The sequence below is a fragment of the Chitinophaga sp. H8 genome, assembly GCF_040567655.1.
Classification (GTDB): Bacteria; Bacteroidota; Bacteroidia; order Chitinophagales; family Chitinophagaceae; genus Chitinophaga; species Chitinophaga defluvii.
In genome coordinates this window covers 638,609-651,154 of the sequence record NZ_JBEXAC010000002.1, presented here as the reverse complement: position 1 = coordinate 651,154, position 12,546 = coordinate 638,609, and the positions used below count along the sequence as shown (strand labels likewise).

Below are 12,546 nucleotides of genomic sequence, written 5' to 3'. Positions count from 1 at the left end.
TGCCCAAACCACGTTGAAGAGAAAAAGCGCCCCGGAAAATAGCTACAATTTGGGATTGTATAAATCTATTATTACATTTGATCAAGGTATAATAAAAAATAATAAATTTTATATGCCTTAAATTCAACAATTAGAATTTTTTGATTAACTTTACGAACAAGTAATCCTCTCGCTTCAATTATGAGAAAAGCTGATTTGATTAACAACATTGCAGAAAAAACAGGCATTCCCAAAGTGGACGTGCTGGTCACACTCGAGGCCATGTTCAAGGAAGTAAAAGAAGCATTAGCTAATGGCGAGCACATTTACATCCGTGGATTTGGCAGCTTTATTACTAAAAAAAGAGCAGCTAAGATTGGCCGTAACATCAAGAAGAACGTGGCTGTGGAGATTCCAGAGCACTTTATTCCTGCGTTTAAGCCGTCTAAAGAATTTGTTGCTGAAGTAAAGAAGCTGAAAAGTTCTTAGTTTTGCTGCCTAAATCATTTTAGGCGTGCAAAAATCTCAAGTTCTACTCGTCGGTGCTGCTATCGTGTTAGTGGTAGTATTATTTTCCTTTGGCCGCACCGAACCTCGGTCTGATAAGAAAGCTATGCCAGCTGCCGCTCCTATGGGGGGTGGGCAGAGCGCACCACCTATTGCCTTTGAGGAGCTGTTGAGCACCGCTAAAAAGAAGATACCCGCCGAAAAGCTTTTGCTGGTAAATGAGTTGGAAAATAAAGTAGTGCGGGGAGATGTAAAATCCCAGCAAATAGCTGTTTATAAGCAATTATACACTACCTGGGATAGTTTAAACCAGCTACCAGTGGCCGCTTACTACCTCGGAAAAGCAGCCAAGTTGGAAAATTCCGAAAAAAGCCTCACCTTTGCAGCCAATTTATTTTTTACCCACATGCAACATGCCCATGAAGAAGGCATTGCAAAATGGGAAGCCCTTCAGGCTATTGAATTGTACGACCAGGCTATCGCTTTAAACCCGGCAAATGACACGCTGAAGATTTCACAGGCAATGGTGTACATGAACACCGGCGAACCTATGACAGGCGTGCAAAAACTCCGGGATGTTGTAGCAGCAAATCCGGATAACGTAGATGCTCAGGTAACCTTAGCGAACCTCGCTATCACCTCTGGCCAGTTTGATAAAGCAATTGAACGTCTGGAAGGCATTTTGCCCAAACATCCGGATAATGCCAAGGTATTATTCGTGCTGGCAGAAGCTTATAAGAGCAAAGGAGATAAACAAAAGGCCATCTCCCTTTTTCAGAAAAGTAAAGAACTGATGAAAGATCCGGTGCTGAAAAAGGAAATTGATAGCTACATTGAAAGCATTAAATAATATTTATTTTTTCATACATTTAAAAACTTATTAGCGTATGCCTTGCGGTAAGAAAAGAAAAAGACATAAAATTGCCACTCATAAGCGTAAAAAAAGGCTGAGAAAGAACCGGCATAAAAAAGGTAAGAAATAAATACTCCCGTTTCCCGCCATTTATACTAACCAGGTATCAACCCGGCACGGTGATCGGATAAAAATTTTCATATATCCTGCATGATTTTGGTGATTATTACTAAATTGCTGAAGTCATGCAGGTTGTTTCCATAAGATCCCGCTAAAGAATTTCCGGATATTGCCTGCAGACATATCGCTGAACCCTTAAGCAATCCATCATCACAAACGTGAAGAATATGCTAACTTTATAAGTAAGCAAATGTTTGGTATGCAGTAAGCTGTATTAAATAGCCGTGCATAGCATAAAGGTGAAGTTTTAATGGTTAAAATTTTGGACGCTTGAATAAGGAACTTATTATAAATGCGGCTCCCACTGGTGTGGAAATAGCGTTACTGGAAGATAAAAAGCTGGTGGAATTGCATCACGAAAGTGGCAACCCCAATTTTGCAGTAGGCGATTTATACCTGGGGAAGGTGAAGAAGCTCATACCGGGGTTGAATGCCGCATTTGTTGACGTAGGCTTTGAGAAAGATGCCTTTTTACATTATACGGATTTAAGCCCCTACATCCGTTCCATTCTTAAATTTACCCAGCTGGCCCTCAATGATAAAACACCCGGCGGGTTCGATTTCACAAAATTTAAGAATGAGGCAGAAATTATAAAAACAGGTAAAATTACAGATGTATTGGGCGGAAAACCCAATATCCTCGTGCAGATTCTGAAAGAACCCATTTCCTCCAAAGGCCCCCGCCTCAGCTGTGAAATCTCTCTTCCCGGAAGATTTATTGTGTTAACACCCTTTAATGACATTGTTGCGGTATCCAAAAAGATACACTCTTCCGAAGAAAGAAAAAGGCTGCAGAAAATTGTAGAAGCCATCAAAACGCCCAACTTTGGCGTGATTGTACGTACAGCTGCTGAAGGAAAGAAAACCGCAGAACTGCATGAAGACCTGACCGCCCTGGTGGAAACCTGGAAAAATATCCAGTCCAACCTCCTCAACGCACAGGCTCCGCAAAAAATCCTGAGTGAACAAACCAAAACTACCAGTATCCTCCGGGATCTGCTGAATGAAAGCTTTAACCGCATCGTTATTAACGACAAAAATATCTATGCGGATACCAAAGCCTATATCCAGAAAATAGCACCGGAAAAACAGGATATTGTTACCTATTACCATAATGGGGCGCCAATCTTCGATCATTTCGGGGTAACCCGCCAGGTAAAAGGCTCCTTTGGTAAAACTGTCAACCTGGATAGCGGGGTATACCTCATCATCGAGGCTACAGAAGCACTGCATGTAGTAGACGTAAACAGCGGTTATAAAAGCTCCAGTAATAACCAGGAGCAGAATGCCATGGCATCCAACCTGGAGGCGGCAGCTGAAATTGCCCGCCAGCTCAGACTGCGTGACCTGGGTGGTATTATCATCATCGATTTCATCGATATGAAACTACCAGAAAATAAAAAGGCCATCTTTGAGGCCATGGAAAAGTTCATGGCACAGGATCGTGCCAAACATACCATTCTGCCCATCTCCAAGTTTGGCCTTATGCAGATTACCCGCCAGCGGGTAAAACCGGAAGTAACCATCTCCGTAGCCGAAGATTGCCCTTCCTGTAAAGGTACCGGCAAAATAGGGGCCTCCGTACTCATAGTAGACGATATAGAAAAGAACCTCCAATATCTCGTTAATCACCAGCATAAATCACTTACGATACGGGTACACCCCATATTGTATGCATTCCTGACCAAAGGGTTCCTGACCTCCCGGCAATGGAAATGGTATTTTAACATGAAGAAATGGATAAAACTGAAAGCAGACTCTAACTACCATCTTACAGAATACCGCTTCTTTGATGGCAGCGACGAAGAAATAAAGCTCTAGGAAGAGCTGCGAGCTATGAGCTATGAGCTTCCCGGAGCGAATGGATTAATATAGCCGAAAGCTAAAAGATATTGCAAAAAGCTGATTACGATTATTAGTAATCAGCTTTTTGCTTTACAGGAATTGTGGAGCCGATTTGCTCACGGCTTTATTTACCCGCTCCAGGTGGCTAGTAGCTCGAAGCTCATGGCTCGAAGCTTTATCCAAGCAGCTTGCAGCTCCAATAATTGCAGGTTTTTAAGAAAATAATTGAAATATTACTTGCTTTAATCGTTTAAAGTTTATAATATTGGATCAGCATACAGATTTTCCTCAGTGTCGTTTCAACCAAAAGAATGAAAAAGGTAGGTCTTAAAGAGATAGCCGAATATGTAGGCGTATCAACTGCACTTGTATCGTACGTATTGAATGGGCAGGCCGTAGAAAAGCAGGTGAATAAAGAAACAGCAGAAAAAATACTGCGTGCTGCAGAAAGGTTGCATTACCGTCCCAACCAGATTGCAAAGAGCCTGAAATTGCGGAAAACGCATACGATCGGATTGGTGGTAGCAGAAATAAATTACCGGTTCAGCACTGGTATTACCAGGGCCATAGAAGGAGAAGCCAAAAAGAATAATTATACAGTTATATACGGAAGTTCGAACGAAAGCAAAGACAAGTTTGAAGAACTGATTAATGTCTTTATTAATCGTCAGGTGGATGGATTGATATTAGTTCCGGTAGAAAACTCAGAAGAACAGATACGTTTTCTTCAAAAGGCAGAGATCCCTTTTGTATTGGTCGACAGGAATTTCCCGGATATCAAAACCAATTATATCGCGCTGGACAATTATAAAGCGGCCTATGAGGCTACAGCATACCTTATTGCTACAGGGCACAGGAAGATATGCATGGTAAATTATAAAACCACCTTATTCCATTTGCTGGAACGTAAAAGGGGGTATATGGATGCTTTAAAGGATCATAAAATCCGGTTTAATTCAAAATGGCTACTGGAGATAAATGTAGAGCACCTTCCGCATGCACTGGACAATGTGTTAACGGCGGCAGAACCTTGTGATGCGTTATTTTTCGCAACGGATACACTTGCATTAAACGGTCTGAAATACCTGAACAAGAAAAAGCTGAAGGTACCCAGAGATGTATCAGTACTAAGCTTTGATGAGTCCGATGCATTTGAACTATTTTATACGCCCATCACGCACTCCATGCAACCATTGGAAGAAATGGGCAAATTGGCAGTAAACACTTTATTGGAGCTGATAAATCATAATAAAATAAACAAACAAATAAATCTGGAAGCCGATCTGATCATCGGAAAATCTTGTAAAGAGAAATAGATTTTTTTTACAACTATACTTTAAACGTTTAAAGTTTAGAGAGGGATTGGTGTTGCTATTTGCTTTAAACGTTTAAAGTATCAATGGAACGTCCACAAAAGCAATAATTTATAAATCCAACGTTATGAAACTGATCGTAGTCATCTTCCCTGTATTTCTCTGTTTGGCAGCTTTTGCCCAACAGCAGACTGTGACTGGTATTGTTACCAGTAAAGAACTTCAAAGCCCGCTTCCCGGCGTAACGGTAAAGTCAAAACAACAAGTGGTTACTACGGGTAAAAATGGAGAATTTACCATTACTGCTCATGTAAATGAGTCGATTACATTTACTTACATTGGCATGAAAACAGCTTCGGTGCTCATCACCACCTCGCAGGAGCCGGTTTCTCTTGCAATGGAATATGAAACAGGTAACCTGAATGAAATTGTGGTAACTGGTTATCAGGCCCAGAAAAAAGCAGACCTGACCGGTGCGGTATCGGTAGTAAAAACAGCTGAAATAAAGGACATTCCATTGGGAAACCCGGTAAAAGCCCTGCAAGGACGGATTCCAGGTGTTTATATCACTACTGATGGCTCTCCGGCAAGTGGTGCTACCGTCAGGATAAGGGGGATTGGTACTTTGGGAAACAATAATCCCCTGTATGTAATAGATGGTATTCCAACGGAAAGAGGGTTGCATGAAATTAACCAGGCAGACATTGAATCCATGCAGGTATTGAAAGATGCATCTTCGGCTACTATCTACGGTTCACGCGCGGCAAATGGTGTTATCATTATCACTACAAAAAAAGGAAAGAAAGGCAGCACCAAAATAGATTTTAATTCCTCCATATCTACACAAAATTACCGCTCAAAGATCCAGGTACTCAACACAGATCAAAGAGGACGTGCTGTTTGGCAGGCTGCTATCAACGATGGTACAGATCCCAATGATGCCAGTCAGATTTATAAATTTGAGACCACCAATCAAAACGGGGTACCTGTGCTGAGTAAAATAATCCTGCCTGAGTACCTCGATGCTGCAAAAACTATGAAGCCTGCCAATACACATTGGTTTGACGAAATCTCGCAGGTATCCCTGATAAAAAATAATGACCTCACCATTTCAAGTGGTAGTGAAAAAGGTAATTCACTATTTTCTGTAGGTTATTATGACAATGCAGGCATTATCAGAGGCTCCTCCCTCAAACGTCTTACTACCAGGATAAATACGGAATACCATCTGTTTGATGACAGATTGGTTATCGGCGAAAATCTCTCTTTTACGCATAGCGTGGGCACAGCAGTTCCTGCAGAAGATATCGTTGGCCTGTCGTTACAGGCGCAACCTATTGTTCCGGTACATACAATAGATGGTGGCTGGGGGGGGCCTGCACCGGGTATGACTGACCGCCATAACCCTGTCAGGCTGATAGAAGATAACCGGCAAAACAAATCCTATTTTTACCGCCTTTTCGGAAATGCATACGCAAGCCTGAAAGTTACGCCTGACCTGACGCTGAGAAGTAGCATAGGAGTAGACTACAGTGGTAGCTATTCCCGCACGCTGCGGAAATCATACGTGTCTGGTTTTCTTTCCGACCCTTCCAATCAGGTAAATACCCAGCAGGGTTATAGTGGTAACTGGGTTTGGCAAAATACATTGAATTACAATAAAAAAATTGATGCCAGTGCAGTTGAAATTTTACTCGGTAGTGAGCTGATCCAGTTTATGTCACAGAGTTTCTTTGGATCACGTGAAGGGTATGCGCTTGAAAATATTGATTACGCATACCTCAATGCAGGGTCTGCCAAAAAAGATAATGGCGGTACTGGAAGTAATAGCGCCCTGCTGTCTTTTTTCGGTAAAGTCAATTACGCTTACAATGACCGTTACCTGGCCTCTGCTACTATCAGAAGGGATGGTTCTTCCAGGTTTGGAGCAGAAAACAGGTACGCCTATTTTCCTGCCTTCTCACTGGGTTGGAGATTGAGTGAAGAAAATTTTATTAAGGACAATATTACTTTTATATCCGATCTGAAATTAAGATACGGATGGGGAAAGACCGGCAACCAGGCAATTGCTGATAATGCTATTTATGATCTGTATTCTGCCAATTATGGTACAGATCCTACCTGGAGCAGAGATATCGGTAGTGCATATGATATCAATGGCGGTAATAGTGGTCAGTTGCCCTCCGGTTTTACTAAAACACAAAGGGGGAATAACACACTGAAATGGGAATCTACGATGCAATCCAACTTTGGTATCGACTTTGGTTTCCTGCAACAAAAGCTCTCAGGTTCTATAGATTATTTTATCAAAAATACCTCCGACATATTGCTTACACCTCCCAGCCTGGCAGTTATCGGAGAAGGAGGAGATCCTACTGTCAATGGAGCCTCCATGAGTAATAAAGGCTTTGAAGGTATCATTAACTATGATGGTAAAATAGGAAAGGAGCTTACTTTTTCCATCTCCGCAAATATTGCTACTTACCGCAATAAAATAACAAAGTTGCCTGAAAACTCCCTGACAGCTTTTGCCGGCAATGGTAATGATAAAATTATTATTGGCAGGTCAGTAGGGAGCTATTTTGGTTATGTAACCGACGGGATCTTTCAGAACCAGGCAGAAGTAGATAAACATGCTGAACAAAATGGTAAAGGCGTGGGGCGGATACGTTATAAAGATCTTAATGATGACGGGATTATCAATGGTGCGGATAGAGATTACATTGGTATCAGCGATCCGGATTTTACTTACGGACTCAATATCGCTGCGTCCTATAAAAACTTTGATTTAAGCCTCTTTTTCCAGGGAGTACAAGGCGTGATAGTGAACAACAGCAGTAAGATCTACACTGATTTCTCTTCACTCTGGCCAGGCACCAACTGGGGTACAAGAACCCTCCAGGCATGGACACCACAAAATACCGGTTCAGCTATTCCGGCGCTTACACTGATAAACAGAAATGACGAAGGACGGTTTTCTACCTACTACCTTGAACCAGGATCTTACCTGCGGTTAAGAAATATCCAGATAGGTTATGACCTTACGAGCCAGGCCAACAAGATCAGTATTAAAAGAGCCAGGATCTTTTTGCAAAGCAGCAACCTGTTGACATTTAAAAGCAAAAAATATACCGGCCCCGATCCTGAAGCGCCCAACAGCACCTTTCCTATCCCTGTAATTTATACTGCAGGATTAAACATCACATTATAATAATGACCTTAAAAAGCAGGAAAATGAAATACGTCAAATATATCCTCCTCCTCGTTGTAACAGCGTTTTGCATGTCATGCTCCAGGGTACTGGATAAAACCCCGCAGGGGGTAATTTCAGGCGATGATCTTAATACACCTGAGAATGTAGATAAAATGGTGATTGCGGCCTACTCCGGATTGGGTAACGATAATATCCACACATCCTTTTCACTTTGGCCCTGGGGCAGTATGCGTAGTGGCGATGCTTATAAAGGTGGTGATAGTCCCGGTGATAATACCGACTGGAATAATTACGAAATATTTTCAGGAAACCGGCCGGAAATTGGTAACACAGATGAGATGTGGTATTATCTCTATATCGGTGTTTCAAGGGCCAACGATGCATTGAGGAGAATTAATCAAATGAATGAAAGTAATTACCCACATAAAAAAGTCCGGCAGGCAGAAGCACGTTTCATCCGCGGACATTTTTACTTTCTGTTAAAAATCCTTTTTAAGTATGTTCCTTTCATTGATGAAACCATCCCGGAGATAAAATATGGAGAAGTATCCAATAAGGCGTTATCTAATGATGCATTATGGGATAAGATTGCAGACGATTTCCGGTTTGGAGTAGAAAATTTGCCGGTTAAACAACCGGAAAAAGGACGGGTAAACAAGGCAGGCGCTGCTGCCTATCTGGCAAAGACCTTGTTGTATCAGGCCTATACACAGGATGAGAATAATAATGTGGTGGCTGTAAACCAGCAAAAGTTACAGGACGTAATTGCATTGTGTGATCAGGTTACCGCATCAGGGTTATACCAGTTAAGCCCGGATTTTGCCAACAATTTCCTGGGGCAATTTGATAATGGTGTTGAATCGGTATTTGCAGTACAGTATTCGAAAGATGACGGTACGCCTAAAGGCAGGCTGAATATGGGGGTAGCGCTTAATTACCCTATGAACAAGGATTTTGGCTGTTGTGGATTTCATCTCCCCAGTCAAAACCTGGTAAATGCTTTTAAAACAGATAATGCCGGGTTGCCCATGTTTGATACGTTCAATAAAGTTGATGTAAAAGAAGGAGCCGACTTTACTAATAATACTTTTGATCCGCGGCTGGATCATACTGTGGCAATACCAGGGCACCCCTATAAGTACAGCGAAGCATTTGTATATGAAAAGACCTGGGCCAGGGCACCGCAAATATATGGCTACTTCTCATCTCTGAAAGAAACAGTAGCGCCGGATGATCCTTTCTTCCAAAAAGTTCCTCCGTTTATGTCCAGCGCTAAAAATTACGAAGTGATCCGTTATGCAGATGTATTGCTTTGGAAAGCAGAGGCACTGATTCAACTCAACCGCATCAACGAAGCATTACCACTTATTAATGATATCCGCAGCAGGGCAATGGTAAGTACGGCAAAGCTTAAGTACACAGATGGCACTTTCTTCTCAAACTATAAAATGGATATTTATAAACCAGGCATAAACTGTAACTGGACTAAAGACTTTGCCTGGAAGGCATTGGTATGGGAGAGGCGGCTGGAATTTGCGATGGAAGGTAATCGTTTCTTCGATTTGGTGAGATGGGGTATAGCAGCAGAATATTTAAATAAGTATTTTCAGGAAGAATCATCCAAACGGGTTTATTTGAAAGATGCACATTTTCAGAAAAACAGGGATGAATATCTGCCAATTCCTTTACCTCAGATGAACTATAGCCGCGGTGTATATACACAGAATATCGGATGGCAATAAATCAAATCCTTAAAACACATTACATGAAAGGAACAAAGATTAAACCGAATGTATTAATGATCTCTATCGTTGCTGCCACCGGGGGATTATTATTTGGTTTTGATACCGGTGTAATTTCCGGGGCATTACCATTCCTGAAACAGTATTGGCAATTAAATGATGCCAGCCTGGAATGGATTACCACTACTGTGTTATTAGGTGCAGTTGTGGGAGCTATTGGGAGCGGCCGCTTGTCAGACATTATCGGCAGAAAGCAAATGATCATTGTCAACGCTGTTATTTTTGCTGTAGGAGCTATAGGTTGCGCTTTTGCACCTAATCCTATGGTGTTGATCCTGATGAGGATCCTGATTGGTGTTGCTATCGGTATTACTTCCTATGTGGTACCAATGTACATTGCCGAAATTTCTCCCACCCGCATCAGGGGGGCAATGGTTACTTTAAACCAGTTGATGATTACTATTGGTATCCTCGTGTCTTATATCACGGATTATGTATTGTCTGACGATAGTAATAACGAGTCCTGGAGGTGGATGTTCCTGGTAGGGTTGTTGCCTGCGCTGGTGTTGCTGATCGGTATGTTCTTTCTTCCGGAAACGCCCCGCTGGCTTATCAGCAAGCAGCGTTTAGACGAAGGCCTTAACGTATTACGGAAAGTGGAAGATCCGGACATGATAGACCAGACATTGGCTAATATTCAGGATGAAGTAAAGCAGGAAACGGATAACAAAACCAAGGTAACAGCAATATTCAAGCCCTGGCTTCGGACACCATTGATCATTACTATTGGTATCTTTTTCTTCCAGCAATTTTCGGGGGTGAACACTATTATCTATTATTCTCCCATCATTTTTAAAATGGCGGGTATTGTAAGTAATACGCAGTCTATTATCCCAGCCATTATCATCGGTGTAATGAATGTGCTGGCCTGCTTGTTGTCGGTCTTTCTGCTGGATAAAACGGGTAGAAGGAAGTTATACATGATTGGTATCTGGGGGATGATCCCTTCACTTATTTTGCTTGGTGTGTGTTTCCATTTTAAGGATGCACTGGGCGCTTCCTTACCTGTATTTGCCGTGTTGAGTATTGTTTGTTATATCGTCTTTATTGCGATCAGTCTTGCGCCGCTGGGTTGGTTACTGATCTCAGAAATATTTCCGCTCAATGTACGGGGAGTAGGTATGAGTATTGGTTCTTTAGCCCACTGGGCCTTCAATGCCGTAATAGCTTTTACTTTTCTGAAGCTGGTTAATTCATTGGGTATTGATGTTACATTCTGGTGTTATGCAGCTATATGTTTAATTGGTGCTGTATGGGGTTACTACTATATACCGGAAACCAAAGGAAAATCGCTGGAAGAAATAGAAGGCTTCTGGCGAAAAGGAAATAATCCAAGACAACTTTAATCTTTAGCAAAAAAAATAGTTCATGAAGAAAATAATAATCGTAAGTCTGTTGCTGGTGGGGTATGTCGTTGCCTATGGTCAGTTAGGGGTACAATATGATCCGTCTGTTCAAACCACTAAAAACCTGCAATACTTCAAGCCCAAAGGTGACCTGTTTGTGGGAGATTGTATGCCGTTTTCTCATAATGGCACCTATTATTATTACTGGCTGTTGGATTCTGCTCATCATAGAAGCCTTAATGGCCTTGGCGGACATCAGTGGGTACTGAGCACTACTACAGATCTTATCAACTGGAAGCAATATCCTGTTGTGCTTGGCATTGATGAGGATTGGGAAAAGTCTATCTGTACAGGTTCTGTTGTTTTTCATAAGAATAAGTACTATGCATTTTATGCCACCCGTTTAATTAACAGCGAAGGCAAAGTGAATGAGCAACTGAGCTATGCGGTGAGCGATGATGGCATTCATTTCAATAAGCAAAAACCCAATCCTTTTTATACTTCAGCGCCCGGATACAGTAAAAGAGATTTCCGTGATCCGAAAGTTTTTGTAGATGAAAAAACGGGAGAGTTTCACTTATTTGTTTCCAGCTGGCAGGAGAATCCGGTGCTGAGCAATGCCGGGGGATGCCTGGTACATCTTACATCAACGGATTTACAAAACTGGAAAGTACTTGACCCCATCTTAACAGGACAGCCTTCTGTGCCGGAATGTCCGGATTATTTCTTCTGGAAAGGTTGGTATTATCTGGTATATAGTGATAACAGCGACACCTATTATGTGAAGTCTAAAAAGCCTTATGGCCCCTGGGAAGAACCGCGGTATCAGGCATTGAACGAATCCTGGGCCAATGTAGTAAAAACAGCCGGGTTTAAGAACGACCGGCGTATTGCTGCTGCATGGGTACCTTCCAGAAACGGGAACAAAGACAATAATGGTGAAATATTCGGAGGTAATTCAATTTTCCGGGAAGTAACGCAACAAGCAGACGGTACGCTGGCCACCAGTTTTCCCGCCGAAATGATCCCGGCCACCGCAGCGCCACTTCCGCTAAAGATCTCTGCAGACATAAACAGTACAGTTAATGGAAATGCCGTACAGGTGAATTCCCCGGGCGGTGTTGGAGCAGCACATCTGAAAAACATCCCTTTAGAATGCCGTGTAGTACTCGAAATAGAACCACAGGGTACAACAGAAGAATATGGGTTGTACCTGCGCTCGGATGAAAAGGCCGGGAGTGGTTACCGCCTCAATTTTTCTGCAAATAACCGTATCGTAAGTCTGGGAAATACCGATATCAAAGCGGTAGAGGGGCTTGATAGAACGATCAAAGTGGATATCATCTTAACCAACGACATCATAGATGTTTGTATTGACAACCGGCGATGCATTGTGAACCGTACTCCTGAACAAAAAGGAGACTTCTTATGGTTTTACGCCAAGCACGGCAACGTTAAGTTTAAATCTATAAAGATCAGTCCGCTTGTAACGAATAATTAAAATCAA

The 12,546-nt window shown here is 42.1% G+C and carries 8 protein-coding genes; all 8 read left to right on the top strand.

The window, feature by feature from the left end; all coding sequences use genetic code 11:
* Positions 1 to 180 precede the first annotated feature (180 nt).
* The 8 genes from ABR189_RS16490 to ABR189_RS16450 all read left to right on the top strand — a co-directional run bounded on the left by ABR189_RS16490 (position 181) and on the right by ABR189_RS16450 (position 12,540).
* Positions 181 to 468, top strand: a complete 288-nt coding sequence (locus ABR189_RS16490; protein ID WP_073084475.1) for an HU family DNA-binding protein — start codon at positions 181 to 183, stop codon at positions 466 to 468.
* 25 nt (positions 469 to 493) lie between these two features.
* Positions 494 to 1,336: a tetratricopeptide repeat protein gene (locus tag ABR189_RS16485; RefSeq protein ID WP_354661551.1), complete on the top strand. Its 843-nt coding sequence runs from the start codon at positions 494 to 496 to the stop codon at positions 1,334 to 1,336.
* A gap of 453 nt (positions 1,337 to 1,789) precedes the next feature.
* The gene (locus ABR189_RS16475; RefSeq protein ID WP_354661550.1) at positions 1,790 to 3,340 is read left to right on the top strand and encodes an Rne/Rng family ribonuclease; all 1,551 of its coding nucleotides are present in this window, start codon (positions 1,790 to 1,792) and stop codon (positions 3,338 to 3,340) included.
* Between the two features lie 335 nt (positions 3,341 to 3,675).
* Positions 3,676 to 4,680 carry a LacI family DNA-binding transcriptional regulator gene (locus tag ABR189_RS16470; RefSeq protein ID WP_354661549.1) on the top strand — a complete coding sequence of 335 codons (1,005 nt, stop codon included), beginning with the start codon at positions 3,676 to 3,678 and terminating at the stop codon, positions 4,678 to 4,680.
* A gap of 124 nt (positions 4,681 to 4,804) precedes the next feature.
* Positions 4,805 to 7,888 (top strand): SusC/RagA family TonB-linked outer membrane protein, encoded by a 3,084-nt coding sequence (locus tag ABR189_RS16465; protein WP_354661548.1) that lies wholly within the window; start codon positions 4,805 to 4,807, stop codon positions 7,886 to 7,888.
* Positions 7,889 to 7,911: 23 nt separating this feature from the next.
* On the top strand, positions 7,912 to 9,633 hold the full coding sequence (locus ABR189_RS16460) for a RagB/SusD family nutrient uptake outer membrane protein (protein ID WP_354661547.1): 1,722 nt from the start codon (positions 7,912 to 7,914) through the stop codon (positions 9,631 to 9,633).
* A gap of 23 nt (positions 9,634 to 9,656) precedes the next feature.
* Positions 9,657 to 11,039 carry a sugar porter family MFS transporter gene (locus ABR189_RS16455; protein ID WP_354661546.1) on the top strand — a complete coding sequence of 461 codons (1,383 nt, stop codon included), beginning with the start codon at positions 9,657 to 9,659 and terminating at the stop codon, positions 11,037 to 11,039.
* Between the two features lie 22 nt (positions 11,040 to 11,061).
* Positions 11,062 to 12,540 (top strand): glycoside hydrolase family protein, encoded by a 1,479-nt coding sequence (locus ABR189_RS16450; RefSeq protein ID WP_354661545.1) that lies wholly within the window; start codon positions 11,062 to 11,064, stop codon positions 12,538 to 12,540.
* Positions 12,541 to 12,546 lie beyond the last annotated feature (6 nt).

Coding starts and splice junctions, on each gene's coding strand:
- ABR189_RS16490 (WP_073084475.1), top strand. CDS start 181: ATGAGAAAAGCTGATTTGATTAACAACATTGCAGAAAAAACAGGCATT.
- ABR189_RS16470 (WP_354661549.1), top strand. CDS start 3,676: ATGAAAAAGGTAGGTCTTAAAGAGATAGCCGAATATGTAGGCGTATCA.
- ABR189_RS16465 (WP_354661548.1), top strand. CDS start 4,805: ATGAAACTGATCGTAGTCATCTTCCCTGTATTTCTCTGTTTGGCAGCT.
- ABR189_RS16460 (WP_354661547.1), top strand. CDS start 7,912: ATGAAATACGTCAAATATATCCTCCTCCTCGTTGTAACAGCGTTTTGC.
- ABR189_RS16455 (WP_354661546.1), top strand. CDS start 9,657: ATGAAAGGAACAAAGATTAAACCGAATGTATTAATGATCTCTATCGTT.
- ABR189_RS16450 (WP_354661545.1), top strand. CDS start 11,062: ATGAAGAAAATAATAATCGTAAGTCTGTTGCTGGTGGGGTATGTCGTT.